Raw genomic sequence first — 17,531 nt, 5'->3', positions numbered from 1 at the left:
GCCCTCCCGCGGGGTGTCGAGCCGGTGCGCCTTCCATCTGTCGCACAGGGGGCTATCTCCGTGGGACCGGCGGTCGGTCACTGCGGACCTCTGGCAGGCGGACTAGGAAAGCATCACCGAATGGAGCAGTTGTCATGACCGAGCAGCGCGAAGAACGGGCACGAGCGGTCACGGCCGGCCTGGACCGGACACTGGGCGTTCCGCAGATCGTTTTCATGGTCGTGGCGATGGCCGCGCCCCTGACGGTGTTCGCCGGACTCATCCCGTTGATGCTCGGCTCGGGGAACGGCATCGGGACGCCGGTCGACTTCGTGCTCGTCGGAGTCGTGCTCGTGCTGTTCACCGTCGGGTATTCGGCGATGACCCCTGAGGTACGCAACGCGGGTGCCTTCTACTCCTACGTCCAACGCGGTCTCGGTACCGGCACCGGGCTGGGCGCCGCGACGCTCGCCCTGGTTACGTATTCACTGCTCATGGTCTCCGTTTCGGCCTACCTCGGGGCCGCCGCGCGCACTGTGGCCGAGACCTTCCTCGGCGTCGCGGTGCCGTGGTGGGTCCTTGCGGGCGCGGGGCTCGCGGCTATCGGTTACCTGGGGTACCGCAACGTGGAGGTCAGCGCGCGGGTGCTCGGCGCGCTGCTGATCGCGGAGGTTGGGATCGTCGCTCTCGTCGACCTCGCCATCGTGCTGCGCGGCGGCGAGAGCGGGCTCTCCGCGCACCCGCTGACCTGGGACGCGTTCACCAGCGGCGCCACCGGCACCGGAATCATGTTCGCCGTCTTCGGCTTCGTCGGGTTCGAGGCCACCGCCGTCTTCCGGTCCGAGGCGAAGGACCCGGACCGGACCATCCCGAGGGCCACCTATATCGCGGTTGTCCTGATCGCCGTGATCTACGCTTTCTCGTCCTGGGCCATGGTCAATGGCCTCGGCGTCGCGCACGCCGTCGAGCTCGCGGCGAACGACCCCGAAGGACTAGCGCCTGGGCTGGCTACCCGTTACCTGTCTCGGGCCGCCCACGATGTCATGCAGGTTCTGCTCGTCACGAGCTTCTTCGCCTGCGTGCTCACCGCGCACAACGTGGTGGCCCGTTACCTGTTCGCCCTCGGACGTCAGGGCGCGTTGCCGGTCTCGCTCGGCTCGGTGCACCCCGCGCACCGGTCGCCGCATGTGGCCTCGCTGCTGACCTCCGGGGTGATCGCCACCGTGCTCGCGGCCACGGCGATCGCCGGGCTCGAGCCCGTTGTCGAGATCTACGCCTGGTTCGGCGGTGCCGGCGCCCTCGGGCTGATCGTGCTACTGGCTCTGACCTGCGCGGCGGTCTTTGTGCACTTCCGCAAGGTTCGCACGGCGACCGCGTGGACGGGCACGGTCGCCCTCGCCCTCGCGTTCGGCGCGCTCGCGACGATCCTCGTGCTCGTCATCGGCAACTTCGAGCTGCTGATCGGCTCGCGCACCGGGGCGAACGTCTTCCTCACGGTCGTCGCCGCGGCGTTCGCCGGTGGCCTCGCGTGGGCGGCGCTCCTGTCCCGGCGCCGGCCGGAAATCTACGCGGCCCTCGAATGACCGCCGCGCCCACAGCCCCACAAGCACCAACCCCGTCTTCGGAGAAAGGTACGACAATGACGGAAACCCCGACGATCTCCCCGGGCCTGGCGGCGCCGCGCGCGCCGGTCCGGGTCGAGGTCGACGACGATGCCACGCCTGTCGTCCGGCTGCTCGGCCGGACCCTGCGCGACGCGGTCCGGATCGGCCACGCCCCCGAGGTGCTCGAGCGTGGCACCGGGACGGTCGCCGTGCTTTCGCACGACACCCCTCAGGCGGCCACCGTCACGCTGGGTGAGGGCGCCGTCACCGTGACAGGTGGCGTCTTCGCGCCGGCCGACGCGACGCTGGTCGTCGATCTCGAATCCCGTTTCGCGCCGACTCGCGGCCCGGACGGTGACCCGGAACTGGCTGAGGCGGTCCTCGGCGCCTTGCGACCCCCGCTGCCACCGTGGCGCGAGGCCGCCGAGCGCTTCTGGAACCTGACCCGCGGCATCCGCGGCATCCCAGACGTCCTCGTCGCGGTCGCGCAGGAAGCCGAGGGCCCCCAGGAGGCCCGGTTCGGTTCGGGCCCGTCCACCTACCGCATGGTCGGCACGCCCGACGCGCTGGCAGGCGTGTTCACCGGCGCCGACTACCTGCTCACCTCCCTGGACTCCGGCCTGCGGGTCCAAGGGACGCTCTCGCAGATGTCGGTCATGACGGCCGCCTCCTGGAAGGTTCGATTCGATGTCTGAGATCATCCGGTCCCGATCCATCAAGTCCGCGTGGGAGGTCCCCGCGAAGGCGATCCGCCTGGAGGCCACCGGCCACGACGGGAGCTTCCTGGGAAAGACCGTCACGCCCGCGAAATTCGCCGCCGGCAAGGAGTCGGGCTTCGCCTTCGCCGACATCATGTTCGCGATCGACCTGGGCGATGCGTTCGTCTTCGGCGACGCCTTCCCCGACTGGCGCGGCAACCTCTACGACATCTCGATGATCCCCGACATGAATACGCTGGTGCACTGGAAGCCCGGCCTGGACTCCGTCATCGGCGACTACTGGCTCCGGGACGGGCGGCCGGTGCCGATCTGCCCGCGGAACATGGTGCGCAGGCTGGTCGAGCGGCTGAAGGGACTCGGTTACACCGCCACGGTCGCGGTGGAGATCGAAACGACGCTGTTCGAAGAGTCCGTCCAGCAGGCGCGGGCCCGCGGCTACCGCAATCTCACCCCGCTCGGCGGGGACACCGGCGCCACCTATCACTTGGCGAGGTCGAAGGACTGGGTCGATTACATGGACGCAGTCACCGACCGGCTCGACGAGCTCGGCATGACCTGGGAGGCGTGGACCGACGAGGCCGCCGCCGGTCAGACCGAACTGAACCTCGCGCCCACCGATCCGGTGTCGCTCGGCGACCGTTGGGTGCGCACCAAGCAGGTGATGCGCGAAGTCGCGTTCGAGCAGGACCGGACGGTGACCTTCATGGCCAAGCCGACCGCCGGGTTCGGGCAGGGCGCGCACATCAACCTCTCGCTGCACCGGGACGGTGAGAATCAGTTCTTCGCACCGGACGGGCCGTCCGAGGTGATGCTGCAGGCCGTTGGTGGGCTGCTGGCCACGATGGCGGGAAACACCCTGCTGGCGCTGCCGCAGATCACCTCGTACCGGCGTCTGGTCGACATCAGCGGTCCGCCGACCACCATCTCCTGGGGCGTCAACAACAAGACCGCGGCGGTGCGAGCCATCGTTGGGCATCCCAAGTACTCGCGGCTCGAATACCGGCTGCCCGGCTCGGACGTCAACCCGTACTACGCGCTGGCCGGTGTGCTCGCCGGGGTCGTGGCCGGTATCGAACGGCAGATGCAGGCCCCGCCGCAGGTCGACGACATGGCGTGGTGCCTGCCCGACGACTGCGGAGTCGAGCGGATCCCGGACTCGATCACGAAGGCCATCGCGGCGCTGGACGGCGACGCGGTGCTGCGCGAGTACCTGGGCGACGAGTTCGTCGACTTCTGGGTGGCGTCGCGGCGATGGGAGTGGATGGAGTTCCACACCAAGGGCGGGGACCCCTACGCCGAGCTCTCCGAGTGGGAGTCCCGTCGCTATTTCGAGTTCCCGTGAGCGGCAAGCCATTGGTCGGGATCACCGGCCGCCGGTTCCAGCTGGGCCTGATCGCCGGCATGGACGAGCGCTACGCCGCGGCGTGCGTGGACTCGTTCATGTCCGCCTTCGCCACCCGCGTCGCGAAGGCGGGTGGCGTGCCCGTGCACCTGCCCTACGACGCCGATCCGCAGGAGGCCTGCGAGTGGCTGTCCGGGGTGGTGATCACCGGCGGACAGGATGTGCACCCGGCCCGGTGGGGCGGCGACGTCTCCGTCGTCCGGGATGTCGACCCTCAGCTCGATCCCCATGCGCACGACTCCGAACGCGACGACTACGAGTTCGCCCTGACCCGCGCCGCCATCGACCGAGGTATCCCCGTGCTGGGAGTGTGCCGCGGGATGCAGCTGCTCAACGTAGCGCTGGGCGGAACGCTCATCGCGGACCTGCCGCCCGGCCCGGTGCCTCACTTGTCGAAGCTGGCGGCACCCACCGACGGCGACGCCGAGCACCTCGTGACCTTCGATCCCGGTTCGACGGCCGCGCGGATATTCGGTGGCAGCGCCGTCACCAACTCGTGGCATCACCAGGCCGTCGATCGGTGCGGCGCGGGACTCGTCGTCACCGGCCGCGCGCCCGACGGGGTCGCGGAGGCCGTGGAGGCGCCCGGCGCGCCGATCCTCGGGGTGCAATGGCACCCCGAGTGGATGGAACGAGACGATCCGGCCATGGCCTGGATCGTCGACGAATCGAGAAAACGACAGGAGGCCGGGGAATGCCCGCTGACACGACAGTCGTGACGACGCCCAGGGACGAAGCACCGCGGCGTCCCGCCGTCGCCCTCGACCGGATGGGAGCGACGCCCCGGGTGCGCACCGTCACCGGCCTGCTGGCCGACGGTGCCGCTCGCACACCCGCCGCCGAGCTGCTGCGGTTCGGCGACGCTTCGTGGACCTACGAGCAGGCCGACACGTCGTCGTCGCGGTTGGCGCACCGCCTGATCGAGGTCGACGGCGTGGCGCCGGGCGACCGCGTCGCGATCATGCTGCCGAATGTCGTGCAGTGGCCGCTGACCTGGTTCGCGGTGCTCAAGGCCGGCGCTGTCGCCGTGCCCGTCAATTCGGCGTACCGCGCGGCTGATCTGGCGTTCGTGCTGCGCGACTCGGGCGCGAAGGTGATCGTCAGCGACGCGGAGCACCTTCCGCTGGTGCGTGAGGTGGTGTCCGGTGACGACGCCCTCGCGGGCATCCGCATCGTCGACGTCGCCGACGCGGGAGAAACAGGGTTCCCGCCCACCGCCCCCGATCTCGCGATCACTCCGGACACACTGGCCAACCTCCAGTACACCTCGGGCACAACGGGATTCCCGAAGGCGTGCATGCTGACCCACGACTACTGGACCCGCATCGCCTGGGGTTGTGCCGCGGCTGCCGGCCTCGGCGGCGGCGACGTGCTGCTCACGGCGCAGCCCTTCTCCTACATGGACCCGCAGTGGAACACGGTGCTCGCCCTCACCGCCGGCGCGCCGCTGGTGGTGCTGCCGCGGTTCTCCGCATCAGGGTTCATGGCCGATGCGCGCCGCCATCGCGTGACGTTCTGCTACGTCCTCGGATCGATGCCGACCCTGCTGTTCAAGCAGCCGCCCGCCGCCGACGACCGGGACAACGACCTGCGCGCGGTGTTCTGTTCCGCGATCCCGGCGGCGCTGCACGCCCGGCTAGAGGACCGTTGGGGCGCACCGTGGCGAGAGGTCTACGGCATGACCGAGAGCGGGATCGACCTGATCAGCCCGCTCGATGACGCCGCATCCGTTGGAGGTGGCGCCATCGGGCGGCCTGTGCCCAATAAGCGGGTCAGGATCGTGGACGCCGACGGCGCCGAGGCCCCCGCCGGCACCCCTGGGGAACTGACCGTATCCGGCACGCCCATGATGCTCGGCTACTGGAACCGGCCCGAGGAGACCGCGCGGACGCTACGCGACGGATGGCTGCACACCGGTGACATCGCGATCGCCGACGACCGGGGCGAGATCCGCCTGGTGGGTCGCATCAAGGACATGGTGCGCCGTGGTGGCGAGAATGTCGCAAGCGCCGAGGTGGAGGCGGCGCTCGAAACCGACGATCGCGTCGTCGCGGCCGCTGTCGTCGCCGAGCCCGACGAGGTGCTCGGCGAGGAGGTCAAGGCCTTCGTCCAGCTCGCGGGGGGCGCCACCGGCGACCGCGCCACGGCCGAGGCGATCATCGACCGGGCTACCCAGCAGCTCGCACGGTTCAAAGTGCCTCGATACGTCGAATTCGTCGCCGATTTCCCCCGAACCCCCTCGGAGCGGGTGTCCAAGCCCGCCCTGAAGGCCCGGGCGGCCGAAGTTCCCGGCACGACCTTCGACCTGCGCGAACGGCCTCCGTCGGACCTCGCCGCATCGACGGCCGTGGCGCCGTTGGACGTCACGCCGCCGGACGCGGCGGCCGAGCACGTGCTCATCGAGGTGATCCGCGACGTCGCCGTGATCACCCTGCAGCGGCCGTCGAAGCTCAACGCGCTGACCGTCGGGATGCGCCTGCGCCTCGCCGCGCTCATCCGCGAGTACGGCACCGGCGAGCGGGTCCGGGGCATCGTGATCACGGGCGCGGGCCGCGCCTTCAGCGCGGGCGAGGACCTCAGCGCGGCGCCGACCACGTTCGCCGAGATGCGCGAGACCTTCGAGACCTTCCACGACGTCACCCGCGCGGTGATCGAGACTCGGGTCCCCGTGGTCGCGGCGATCAACGGGATCGCGGTGGGCGGCGCCTCGGAGATCACCCTGTGCTGCGACGCGCGCCTCGGGACGCCGCAGACCACGTTCTTCCAGCCGGAGAATGCCCGCGGCCTCACGATCTCCAATGCGTCGAGCGTGCTGCTTCCCCGGATCGTGCGTAACCAGGCGATGCGGATGGTCCTGGGCTCGGAGCGCATCGCCGCCGAGGAGGCGCTGCGGATCGGCCTGATCGATCAGATCGTCGAGCCGGACGAACTGCTGGACCGCGCGATCGAGACCGTCCGTGCCTGGACGCCGGAAGGTGGCAACAACACCGCCTTACACCTCGCGCTGTTGCGGCCCTCGTCGGAGGAGATCGAACGCGCCTTCGAGCTGGAGGACGCCGCGGCCGACGCGTCATGGAACAGCGGAGCGCTGACCGCGGGTATCGCGGGCTTCTGGAGCGCCAGGAAGCCGGCCACAACGACCGGAGAGAACCGATGATCACCACCCGCGCGGCGGTACTGACACGGGTCGGCGAACCGCTGCACCTGACCGACATCCACGTCGACGACCCCGAGCCGCACGAGGTGCGGATCGCCGTCACGCACGTCGGGCTGTGCCACAGCGACCTGCACTATATGACCGGCACGGTCCCCACCGAGCTGCCCGTCGTAGTCGGTCACGAGGTGGCCGGCATCGTCGAATCCGTCGGCTCGGCCGTCACCAGCCTGCGTCCGGGCGACCACGTCACGGGCGCGCTCACCCCGTCGTGCGGCGAGTGCGCGAACTGCAACGCGGGCCGTTCGACCCAGTGTCAACGGGTCGACGAGATCCGGCGCCGCCCGCGGCCCGCGTACACACTGCCCGACGGGACGCCGGTCGCCCGGCTCGGTGACCTGGGCGCGTTCTCCGAGCACATGCTGCTGCGCGCGAACGCCGCCGTGAAGCTGCCCGACGGCGTGCCCACCCGGGTCGGCTGCCTGCTGTCGTGTTGCATCGTCACCGGAGTCGGCGCGGTGTTCCGCGGGGCGCGGGTGCGTCCCGGCGCCACGGTGGCGGTGATCGGTTGCGGTGGCGTCGGCTCGGCCATCATCCAGGGCGCGCGCCTTGCGGGTGCCTCGGCGATCGTCGCGATCGATCTCGACGAGCAGCGGCTCCGCGCGGCCCGCGGTTACGGCGCGACTCACACCCTCAACGGAGGAACCAACGACCCGGCCGGCGCGGTGCGCGGCCTGCTGGGCGACGGCGTCGACTACTCGTTCGAGGCCGTCGGATCCGCCCGCACCGCGGCCACCGCCCTCGAGGTGGTGCGTTCCACCGGCACGGCCTGCCTCGTCGGCATCGCCCCCGAGGGCACGCAGTTGACCGTTCCCGCGTCGGACTTCTTCTTCGGCGAAAAGCGCCTGATCGGCTCGTATATGGGCTCGGGGCAGGCGCGGGAGGACATCGCCCAGTTCGCCCGGTTGTACCAGCAGGGCCGGTTGCTGCTCGACGAGATGGTCACCCAGGTCATCGGTTTCGACCGGATCAACGAGGGCTTCGAGGCGATGAAGTCCGGCGACGTGACCCGCATTGTCGTCGCCATGCCGGCCGGTTCCGACATCCCCGCTGTGCAGGAGATCCGATGAACACTACGACGACCCTCGCCCAGCCGGTGAGCTATATCGCCGGCGAATGGGTGCCATGCCAGGCGCTCGACGCATGGAACCTCGACCCGAACACGGGCGAGCCGGTCCACCGCACGGTGACCACGTCGCCGGACGGCCTGGAACGCGCGCTGCGACACGCACAGCGCGCTTACGAGGCGGCGGACTGGGCCGATGACGACTTCCGGCTCGAGCGGGCCGAGGCGCTCGAACGGGCCGCGGCGAACGTCGAGCAGCGGCTCGAGGAGATCGCCCGCACCGATGCGATCACGAGCGGCACGGCGATCACTGCCACTCGCAAGCTCGCCGCATTCCTCCCGGCCCGGATCCGGGCTGCGGCCACCGAAGCCCGTGCGATCCCCCGCGTCACCGCGCTCGCCGCCGGCGGCCGCGATGTCCGGCTGCATCGGGTACCGTGGGGGCCCGCCGCGATCCTTACCCCGTGGAACGGCCCCAGCTTCATCCCGGCGGCGAAGGTGGCCAGCGCGGTGGCGTCGGGGTGCCCGGTGCTGCTCAAGCCGTCCGAGCACGCCCCCGCCAGCGCGCAGGTGATCGTCGAGTGTTTCGTGGATGCCGGATTACCCGACGGTGCGCTGCAACTCGTACACGGCGCCGGTGACATCGGCGCCGCGCTCACGGGTGACCGACGGGTCCAGGTGGTGTCCTTCACCGGCGGCCCGGGCGCCGGGCGCGCCATCGCTCGCGCGGCGGTCGAGGACTTCAAGGTCCTCCAGCTCGAGCTCGGCGGCAACAACCCCGTCCTCGTGCTCGATGACGCCGACCTTGACGTGACCGCCGACGGGATCCTCACCGGCATGACGAATCTGAACGGCCAGTGGTGCGAGGGGCCGGGCAAGGTCCTGGCCCCGCACCGGCTGGTGCAGCCGCTACGGGAAGCCCTCGACGAGCGCATCGCGCGGCTACGGATCGGGCACTCGCTCGACGAGGAGTCCGACATCGGCCCGATCTCCAACGAGCCGCACTACCGGACCCTGATCCAGCGGATCGAGGGCCTGCGCGGGCTCGGTGCCGAGATCGACCAGCCCGGGGAGCTGCCCGGGCTGCCGGGTTTCTTCCTGTCACCCACGATCGCCACCGGGTCCGACCCGGACCGCACGACGGCCGAGCTGTTCGGGCCGGTCGTTTCCCTGCACGGCGTGGACTCGGATGAGGACGCGCTGCGCGCCGCCAACGCGCACCCCTCGGGCCTGGACGCCTATGTGTTCGGCACCGACACCGACCGCGCGATCGCGATCGGTGCCCGGGTCGTGTCCGGCGAGGTGCGCGTCAACGGCGCGAAGCTCGCCGATCTCGGCGACGACTCCGCTCAGAGTTTCTGGGGCCCGTCGGGCATCGGCGGACACGGTCCGGCGGAATCGGTGCGGGTGTTCTGCGGCGACCGGGTCGTCGGCGTGGACTCGGCGGATCTGCCGCTCTAGACGGCGGTCATCGACTGGCCTGTGCGGTCGACACCACGGCACGTCATCGAAGAGAGGGAGAACAAATGGAGAAGACCACCTCACATGACGTCACAGTTCTCGGCTGTGGCCTGATGGGATCTGCCCTGGCGCGGGCAATCGCCGGCGCCGGCAAGTCCGTCGCCGTCTGGAATCGGACGCACCACAGAGCAGACGCACTGGCCGACAACACGATTACGCCCATACGGGAGATCGACGACGCCGTCCGTGCCGCGCCGCTGGTCCTCGTGTGCCTCGCCACATACGACGGCGCCCTCGCGGCCCTCGAGCCCGTGTCGGACTTGACCGGCACAACGCTCGTCAATGTCGGCAGCGCCGCTCCCTCAGAAGTCGAATCCTTCGGGGTTTGGGCCGGCGAGCGCGGCGCCGAGTACTTGGACGGGGCGATCCTCGGATATCCGGAACAGATCGGCACCGAGGGGGCGGCGATCCTCTATTCCGGATCCGAAACCGCCTGGGCCGAGCACGCCGAGAGTCTGACCTTGCTGACTCCCGTGTCCGTCCGGGTGTCCCCAGACGTCAAGATCGCCAGTGTTCTGAACGCAGGACTCGTCGGCATGTTCCTGGTCCCGGCCGTCAGTGCCTACGTGGAGGCAACGACCTACATGCTCGGACAAGGAGTGGATCAGGCCCTCCTCGACGCCCTGACGCCTGCCGCGTTCGGGTCCATCCAGAGTGAGACGGCGAGGGTCGCGACGGCCATTGCCAGCGGCGATTTCACCACGGATCAAGCAACCATCGCCACCTACGCCCAAGCCTTGGGCGGAGCCATCGACATCATGAAGGAGACCGGGCTGAACCCCCGAGTGTTCTTCGCCGCAATCGAGAATCTGACCGCAGCTGTCGATGCCGGACTGGGTGACCTCGGCTTCGCAGCTCAGACGAAAATCATCGGCACAGAGTAACCCCGTCCCGTCCGATCAGGGACTCGATCAGCGATGCCGGCCGCTGATCCGGTGCGGCCAGTGTCCGCACGTCAGTCTCGCAACTGCACGAGCATGAGCGCCGCGACCACGCTCGCGGCGTTGTCGGCGAGTGGCGCCGGCAGCAGCTGATCGGCCCGGGCCAGCCGTCGCTCGATGGTGTTGCGATGCGTGAACATCCGTTCCGCGGTGGCGGAGCCGTTGAACCGTTCGCGGACATAGGTCAGCACCGTCTGCCGTAGCACCGGGTCAGCGGTCGCGAGGTCGCCCAGGGTGTCGGTGACGAACTGATCGGCCTGTGCCATGTCGGCCGTGAGCGCGGACACCAACGCGACGTCCTCGTACCGGACGACGGGGCGCGCCGAGCCTATCCGCGCCAGTAACCGCTGCGCGGCGGCGGCGTCCAGGTGGCTGCGGCGAAAACCGTCGAGATCCCGCCCGCAACGTCCGAACGCGACATGAATACCCGGGTGAGTGGCCAGGGCGGCGTCGACCATCTCGGCCGAGGGGACCATCTCCGCCGGGACCCACACCCACAGCGCGGTGGTGCTGGCGTTCAGGGTCAATCGGCGTGGGGCTTCGCATATCCGCATCACCGCCTCGGCAACCGCGTCGAGACCCGCGGCCTGGTCGGCGGAGTCGCTCCAGACGATCGCGGCAACGTGGCTACCCGTCAGCGCGTACCCGAGACGCGATTCGGCCCGGGACCGGCCGATCGGCGCACCTTCGAGCAAGAGCTGGACGGTGGCGTGCCGCTCGGCGCTGGCGCCCCGTGCCAGGTCCGCCCGCTCCCGTTCGACGTACTCGTCGAGCGCCGCGATCGAATCGTCGATGAAGGCCGCCATCGACCGCTCGGATACTTTCATCACGTCGCGGAGCTCGTCGAGAACGGTGGTCGCCGCGAAACAGGTGTCGACCCACAGCTCCCACGCGCCGTGCTGGGCGCCTCGCCACGACCCGAGGTCGTGCATGTCCAGGCCACGCCGCACCAGGTCGCGTGCGAACTGCAGAACCTCCGGTTCGACGCACGGCAGGACTCGAGCTCCGGGGTCGTGCAGAGTGGCCGACAGCCAGTGCCGCATATACGTCTTGCTCATCTGGCGGTCGGCCGCCGCGAGCTGTGGATCATCGACCAGTGCCCGGTATTCGGCGTCCCGGTGAGCCGCGGCCACCACCTCGTCGACCGCAGTGCTGGACGCGGCCAGAAGGCGCTCGGCGACATCCCGCATCAACTCAGCGGTGCGTCGGCTCGGTTGCGGCCATGGTAAGTCCACGGCCGCACTCTAGCGCCACACGACGCGCCGGCTATCGGAACTCACGAATTGCCACGGGTTTTCGGTGCAGCGGTCGGTTTCGGGCCCGGAATCGGCACACCTCAGTTTGCTCCCGTGATAAATTAACTGTCATGACAGTCAATCAGGTCGGGCGGCCGAGCAAGGCGAACGAGCGGATTCGGGAAATACTCGAAGCCACATTCGCGGTCGCCGTGCGGGAGGGCCTGGCGGGTGTCACCTTCTCGAAGGTCGCCGACGCCGCGGGGTTGCGGCGCACACTTGTGTTGCACTACTTCGGGTCTCGCGACGAGTTGATCGGCGCGTTCATCGACCACGTCGTCGGCGCTATGGGCAGCGAGATCGTGCATCGGCACGGCGATCTGCCGCTACGGCTGCGGGTGGCGGCGGCGTATGCGCCCGGCGCCTACCGCTCCCGCGACGACATGGTGGTGTGGGCCGAGCTGGTGGCGCTGAGCGCTCGTGACCCGGCGGTCCGCGAGCGTCTACACGACCTGTGGACGCAGCGGTGGCTGCCCGATCTGGAAGCGGTGCTGGCCGAGCGCTATCCCGCCGTGGGCGCGGAGGATGTCTCGGCAGCGGCCTATGCGCTGGTGTGTCTGTTCGAAGCGCACTGGGCATTGGACATTCAGGGTGTCGTCGACGAGCGAAAACAGCAGCAGGTCGAACGCGCGGCGATGGTCATCCTCGACGGTCTCGGGACTCCCGACGGATCCGACTCCGACCCGCAGGGTCGGTGGCCATGACCCCGTTCGATATCGAAATGCTGGAATTCGCCACCGCATGGGCACCCTACGGTGGTAACGACGAAGAAGCGTTCATCCGCTTCGGTCTGCGGCCGAAGGAATTCCACGTGCGGTTGTTGCGGTTGCTTCGAACCCCGCCCGCGCGTGTGCTCGGCGGATCGACTCTCAGCGCGCTTCGCGAACAGTGCCGTGAACGGCTGGCGCGCTCGGCTGTCCAAACATCGCGATAACGAAGCTCCGCCATCTTCGGCAGGCGTCGTTCGTCCGGCGGATCGTCGGCGTGTGGCGTAATCGAAGTGATACGATTTCGAATTGTGTTCGAAAAGCATCGGCAGCGATTTCGTCAGCCACGCGGACAGCGCCGGTGCAGCGTCGCAGTGTCGAGCGTGTGCGGACCATTCTCGATGTCGCCGACGTTCTGTTCGGCGAAAAGGGGTATGAGGCCACCACTTTGAAGGCGGTCAGCGAACGGTCCGGTATCCCGATCGCATCTATTTATCACTACTTCGAAGACCGCAATCAGTTGGAAATCGCGCTCTTACAAAGGCATTCGACGCAGCTCGAGGAGCGGCTCGGCACCGTCTGGAGTGGTAGGTCCGCGCCCCGCAGCCTGCGTAAAGCGGTCGATGTCATGATCGACGGCTATCTGAGCTATTTCCGTGGGCACCCGGGTTGTTTCGTCGAGCTCTGGTTTTGTGGCCGCAATCCGGCGATCAGTGATATGGCGCTGGCATTCGACCGAAAACAGGCGGAGCAACTTCGAGGTCTGGCCTTGTCGAAAGAGTGGGTTCGGCAGGATGTGTCACCGCTCGTTTTCGAGCTGGTGTTCGAGGTGGGAAACCGTCTATTCGATGTCGCATTCCGTCGGTCCCGAACCGGCGACGACACTGCCGTGAAAAAAGCGTGACGCTTCATCACCGCGTATCTCGAAACATATGTCTAGTCGTCGTAGGAGCCGAATTCTTCGAATTCCTCCATGTTTTCGGGCCGGACAATCTCGGCCTGCTTTGCGCGAGGGCGCGCGGCCGACATCGAAGTCTGAATGGCCCTACGCCTGGATGTTCGCTTCCCGGTCTGCGGTCAGTGCTGTGCTGGCACCGGCGGCCGGACCGCCGAGGCTGTGCTAGAGCACGATAAGTCGACCTCGATTCGGATTTTGTCTGGGCTGTCCGCCGCGTCAACCAGCGTGGCGTGGATGCTGTCACGTCGGAAAGCTAAGCCGCTGGAGAGACTATTTCTCCAGTTGGTGGTAGGTTTCTCGAACTCTCCATTGGCGTTGGCGCGCCGTTTCGGTGGCGGCCACTATGAAGCAGAGTGAGCGTTGACAACCTCATGTTGCTGCCATAAAGTCGAACCCAGTTCGAAACTGGCTACCGCAGTGTGCCGCCGGCGCACCGCCGGACCCACAGTGCGTCGCTACGAGCAGGGGGTGCGAGCGCCGATTCGTGGACCTTTTTGAGTTATCAATCGAGAGTCAGGAGTTGACATGACAGCGCAGGACACGCACGAAGTGCACGAGGAGACCACCGATGTGGTCGTCGTCGGCGCCGGAATGGCGGGATTGATGGCGGCGACCACCCTGTCACCGAACACCGATGTCGTGGTGCTCGAGTCCTCCGGTCGCACGGGCGGACGAGTCGACAGCGTCCGACGTGGCGATTACTGGATCAATGTCGGCACTCAGTTCACCGAGGGCACCGGCCCGCTGTTCGATGCTCTCGAGCGGCACCGCATCGAGATGGGCTCGCTCGCGGGTAAGAGCGTCGCGCTGTACCTCAACGGGGGATTGGTCGACACCTCCAATCCCGTGGAACTCATGTTCGGTTCGCGGATGAGCGTGCTGGACCGGATCGGTATGGGGATTGTCGGTGCTCGGATCCTCGCGGTCCTGCCCTTCCTTCAGTCGCAGAGCCGTGTCGCGCAACGGGTTCGCGCCAAACTCGACACCAAGCTGGCGTCCTACCTGCTCAAAGGGGTCCGGTCGGAACTGGCCGCCGCTATCGTCCGGGCGTGGTCGGCGCAGTGGATGGGGTGCGAGGTGGAAGAGACCGCCGCCACCCAGTTCGTCACCTCGGTCGGCCTCGCTCTCTCGGACCCGGAGAAGGTCCCGAACTTCTCGCTACCCGTGGGTGGTAATCAGACCCTCACCGATGTGCTGGCTGAAGATCTCGGGCCGCGGATCAGGCTGAACTCGCCGGTGCGGTCGGTGCGCCGCGATGGCGACGGTGTTGTCGTCGACTACCTCGAAGGCGAACGCACGATCCGCCTGCGCGCGAAGCGTGCGATCGTGACCGCACCCGCCGATGTCGCCGAGCAGATCATCGCCGACCTGCCGCAGCAGCACCGAAACGCGTTGAGCGACATCACCTACGGTCGGTACGTGATCGTCGGCTTCTTCACCGAAGAAACCGGACCACAGCGCTGGGACGAATACGTCGCCGTCTCGACACCGCAACTGTCATTCCAGGCGATGTTCAACCACGCCGCGGCGATGCGCAGGGGGAGCAATCGCAAACCCGGGGGAGCACTGGCCTGCTTTGCCGGCGGCGCACAGGCCGACGAACTGCTGGAATTGACCGACGAGGAAATCGTGTCGCGATTCGCCGAGGACCTGGTCACCGTGTTCCCCGAATTGAAAGGAAAGCTGGGCCACAGCGTAGTCCGGCGGCACCGCCGCGTCGTACCCTTCTGGGCTCCCGGGCGGCGGAACTCGCTTCCGACGCTGCGTGATCCACTCGGAAACATCTACTTCGCCGGTGATTACCAGCTCGACCTGCCGACCCTCGCCGACGCTGCCACCTCGGGTGAGCGCGCCGCGAAAGCCGTACTGGCCGACCTGAGCCGACGACGATAAGACCACCACCGGGCATCCGCGCAGCGTGCGGTGGTTGTTCCCTACAACCACCGGATGGCGTGTGTCGATGTCGGCGCGGCGTGCGCGGCGGTCCAGCTCTCCCGTGACGGCGGACACCTCCGAAAGACCTCGATAACGGACACGATGTGCTGATGTTCGACGAGGTGGCCGCATTGCTAGGTGAAGTCCTCGGCGTTCCTCACGGCTTCGAAACGCAGCCACTTCGATCGGAGCTGCCGGCACATTGAGGCCGGACTTTTGTCATCGCTTCCGCTGCCCGAACCGGCGGGCCAGCTTGATCGTGTGATGATTGCTGAAGATTCGCTATCGGCCTGAATTGGACGGGCTTTTCGGGTGTGTCGACATTCGGCTCGGCTCATGTGTGGTTGCTGTGGTGGCCGCCGGCGGGGCGCATGGGTGTGCCGCGTTTGTGGAGTGCGTCTTTGATGGTGCTGGCGGGTGTGCGGGTGAGTCGGCTGCATGAGGTGAGGGAGTGGCCGGCGAGGTAGAGCCGTTCGAGGTGGTCGCCCTCGGCGTCCGTCAGAGGTTGGTGTCGGCGGGTGACGCCCTCTCGGGTGAGCAGGTTCAGGACGGCGGTTTTGGAGATGCCGTATCGCTGGGCGAGTTCGAGTGCGGTTGCGCCGTCGCGGTAGTCCTGGACGAGTTGGTCGATGGTGTGGCGGGGGAGTCGGCGTTGGATGTTCCGGGCCGGCTTGGCGTGTGGCGGTGTGGCTGATTTTCGCTGCCGCCGCTTCGGTTCGGGGCTGTCGGATTGGATTCCGGCGGTGAGGCTTTCGAGTTTGCGCAGGTCATCCCGTTTCGCGTAACGCCCAGCCAGGTCCACAATTTTTATAATGTCTGGTCAGAGGCTTTTCTGGGTTCTGACCTTTCGTTGTCTTAGGTTGGCTTTTGGCCCGTGTAGCCGTCTGATCTGCGGAAATATCGTTGTTTTCCTGTTTCGCGCCCAGCTGGGTGTTTCACGCCTTTTGATGCAGGTGTGGCAAATGTGATGTTCGTGGTCATCGGATTCGGTAGGCGCTCCTGTCGTCGGGTGGATGCCTCGTCGGGCTAGCGTGCAGGCGGAGATCAAAGATACGGTGCTTGCCAAGCGGGCGATCTCGGCGATGACCAACTCACTTTCAACAACTCCGCTGCCGAGGGCCGCAAGTTCGTCTCCGAGATGTCCCGGAGCATGCTGCGCGCTACAACGCCGCGGAACCGAGGGTGTAACCACTGTCCGTGCCGGCTGGCGGTGTCTCGATCGGTCTGTGCTCGCAACGCCGGACAAGCCCAGATCTGTAGGCACGTATACGAATTTCACTGCCCGGGGATGCGGCAACGATCGGTCTTGACGTCCAGAGCCGGCCGTTGATGATGTTCTGGTGGACAAACACCGTGCCGTTGCAGATGTAGGCGAGGTCGTTATCTCTGGGCTGGATGAGAGTCGCTTCCTCGACCTTCCCGCTGGTGGGCGTGCCCTCGCCGGCCTGGCAGTTCTGCCCCCTGATGGCCTTGGTTCCGTCGAGTTCCGTCACACCGAACCTTGCTCCGCGATGTCGCAGGTGTAGACCGGCAGCGGACCGAGCGGCTCGGCTGAGGCCGTCGGCGCCCACACTGTCACCGTGGCCGCGACGGCGACGAAGACGGTGGGCACAAGGGGCCGGGCACAACGAGCATCACGCATTTTCGACCTCCTGGGGTGTCGTACCGATCCGGTCGTGCCGCCACGAGGCCGCCTTCTCCCCGCGACAGCGCAAGAACTTGCTGGACAAGCTGATCGACAGGCCGGCCGCGCTCACGCGCGGCGCCGGGCAGACAACCCGACGCGACCACGGTAGGCGCACCGCCCGCACCGGCCGACACGTCCGCTCATCCCGGCGTGTCTGGCTCCCAAACCTGTGCACCTGCAGAGTCGGACATGGTGTGGCTCGAGGACCGAACGGGTCGCTTCGGCATTGGACCGACCAGACGACGGCGAGCCGATATCCGCGGCGGCGGCGCTCGCGGTGGCGAATGTGGCAGCACTCGAGCTCGGCTGGCGACTATTCGGGCCGTTTCTGCGCGCATTCACCGGTCTCGACGACGCCCCCATGACGGAGTTGCAGCGGCGAATCGATGACGAGGCCCTGCGGATAATCCAGGGGAATGAGGTTCGGCCGAACAACGTCTTCGGTGAGTCCACATGCCGCTCGAGGAGAAGGGGATGAGTGCAGCCGTGCCAGGGGGACCGGA

Annotated in this window: 16 protein-coding genes; 12 read left to right on the top strand and 4 right to left on the bottom strand. The window is 67.7% G+C overall.

The features are described from left to right. The first annotated feature begins 134 nt into the window (after positions 1–134). The 8 genes from RJ03_RS33940 (at position 135) to RJ03_RS35505 (ending at position 10,389) form a co-directional block, all read left to right on the top strand. On the top strand, positions 135–1,562 hold the full coding sequence (locus RJ03_RS33940) for an APC family permease (RefSeq protein WP_036511115.1): 1,428 nt from the start codon (positions 135–137) through the stop codon (positions 1,560–1,562). Positions 1,563–1,618: 56 nt separating this feature from the next. Then, positions 1,619–2,278, top strand: a complete 660-nt coding sequence (locus tag RJ03_RS33935) for a hypothetical protein (protein ID WP_036511112.1) — start codon at positions 1,619–1,621, stop codon at positions 2,276–2,278. Further along, the gene (locus RJ03_RS33930; protein ID WP_036511109.1) at positions 2,271–3,644 is read left to right on the top strand and encodes a glutamine synthetase family protein; all 1,374 of its coding nucleotides are present in this window, start codon (positions 2,271–2,273) and stop codon (positions 3,642–3,644) included. The genes RJ03_RS33935 and RJ03_RS33930 overlap by 8 nt, the downstream gene beginning before the upstream one ends. Continuing rightward, positions 3,641–4,423 (top strand): gamma-glutamyl-gamma-aminobutyrate hydrolase family protein, encoded by a 783-nt coding sequence (locus tag RJ03_RS33925; protein WP_036511106.1) that lies wholly within the window; start codon positions 3,641–3,643, stop codon positions 4,421–4,423. The genes RJ03_RS33930 and RJ03_RS33925 overlap by 4 nt, the downstream gene beginning before the upstream one ends. Continuing rightward, positions 4,399–6,861, top strand: a complete 2,463-nt coding sequence (locus RJ03_RS33920) for an AMP-binding protein (RefSeq protein WP_245552476.1) — start codon at positions 4,399–4,401, stop codon at positions 6,859–6,861. The genes RJ03_RS33925 and RJ03_RS33920 overlap by 25 nt, the downstream gene beginning before the upstream one ends. Beyond that, a complete protein-coding gene (locus RJ03_RS33915; protein WP_036511103.1) occupies positions 6,858–7,988 on the top strand; it encodes a Zn-dependent alcohol dehydrogenase in 1,131 nt (376 codons plus the stop codon). The genes RJ03_RS33920 and RJ03_RS33915 overlap by 4 nt, the downstream gene beginning before the upstream one ends. Next, positions 7,985–9,445 (top strand): aldehyde dehydrogenase family protein, encoded by a 1,461-nt coding sequence (locus tag RJ03_RS33910; protein ID WP_036511100.1) that lies wholly within the window; start codon positions 7,985–7,987, stop codon positions 9,443–9,445. Before RJ03_RS33915 ends, RJ03_RS33910 begins: the two co-directional genes overlap by 4 nt. A 65-nt stretch (positions 9,446–9,510) precedes the next feature. After that, positions 9,511–10,389 (top strand): NAD(P)-dependent oxidoreductase, encoded by an 879-nt coding sequence (locus RJ03_RS35505; RefSeq protein ID WP_051025639.1) that lies wholly within the window; start codon positions 9,511–9,513, stop codon positions 10,387–10,389. Positions 10,390–10,460: 71 nt separating this feature from the next. Here the strand turns inward: RJ03_RS35505 and RJ03_RS33900 are convergent, their stop codons facing one another. After that, positions 10,461–11,681, bottom strand: a complete 1,221-nt coding sequence (locus tag RJ03_RS33900) for a PucR family transcriptional regulator (protein ID WP_232329620.1) — start codon at positions 11,679–11,681, stop codon at positions 10,461–10,463. A gap of 131 nt (positions 11,682–11,812) precedes the next feature. Here RJ03_RS33900 and RJ03_RS33895 point away from each other — a divergent pair, with 131 nt between their 5' ends. The 4 genes from RJ03_RS33895 (at position 11,813) to RJ03_RS33880 (ending at position 15,299) form a co-directional block, all read left to right on the top strand. Continuing rightward, complete coding sequence (locus RJ03_RS33895; protein ID WP_051025638.1) at positions 11,813–12,445, top strand: TetR/AcrR family transcriptional regulator; 633 nt, start codon at positions 11,813–11,815, stop codon at positions 12,443–12,445. After that, positions 12,442–12,675, top strand: a complete 234-nt coding sequence (locus tag RJ03_RS33890) for a DUF3263 domain-containing protein (RefSeq protein ID WP_036511095.1) — start codon at positions 12,442–12,444, stop codon at positions 12,673–12,675. The genes RJ03_RS33895 and RJ03_RS33890 overlap by 4 nt, the downstream gene beginning before the upstream one ends. 158 nt (positions 12,676–12,833) lie before the next feature. After that, the gene (locus tag RJ03_RS33885) at positions 12,834–13,352 is read left to right on the top strand and encodes a TetR/AcrR family transcriptional regulator (protein WP_245552475.1); all 519 of its coding nucleotides are present in this window, start codon (positions 12,834–12,836) and stop codon (positions 13,350–13,352) included. Positions 13,353–13,931: 579 nt separating this feature from the next. Then, positions 13,932–15,299, top strand: a complete 1,368-nt coding sequence (locus tag RJ03_RS33880; RefSeq protein WP_036511092.1) for a flavin monoamine oxidase family protein — start codon at positions 13,932–13,934, stop codon at positions 15,297–15,299. A 376-nt stretch (positions 15,300–15,675) separates the two neighbouring features. On the opposite strand, the gene RJ03_RS33875 is transcribed toward RJ03_RS33880, so the two are convergent. The 3 genes from RJ03_RS33875 to RJ03_RS37665 form a co-directional block, all read right to left on the bottom strand. Then, complete coding sequence (locus RJ03_RS33875; RefSeq protein ID WP_036511090.1) at positions 15,676–16,143, bottom strand: hypothetical protein; 468 nt, start codon at positions 16,141–16,143, stop codon at positions 15,676–15,678. 358 nt (positions 16,144–16,501) lie between these two features. Continuing rightward, positions 16,502–16,834, bottom strand: a complete 333-nt coding sequence (locus RJ03_RS33870) for a hypothetical protein (protein ID WP_036511087.1) — start codon at positions 16,832–16,834, stop codon at positions 16,502–16,504. Then, a complete protein-coding gene (locus RJ03_RS37665) occupies positions 16,831–16,983 on the bottom strand; it encodes a hypothetical protein (RefSeq protein WP_157163596.1) in 153 nt (50 codons plus the stop codon). The genes RJ03_RS33870 and RJ03_RS37665 overlap by 4 nt, the downstream gene beginning before the upstream one ends. Between the last annotated feature and the right edge of the window lie 548 nt (positions 16,984–17,531).

The organism is Nocardia aobensis NBRC 100429 (assembly GCF_000308375.1).
Classification (GTDB): Bacteria; Actinomycetota; Actinomycetes; order Mycobacteriales; family Mycobacteriaceae; genus Nocardia; species Nocardia aobensis.
The sequence above is the reverse complement of the archived record's forward strand: the minus strand, read 5'-3'. Positions and strand labels throughout refer to the sequence as shown.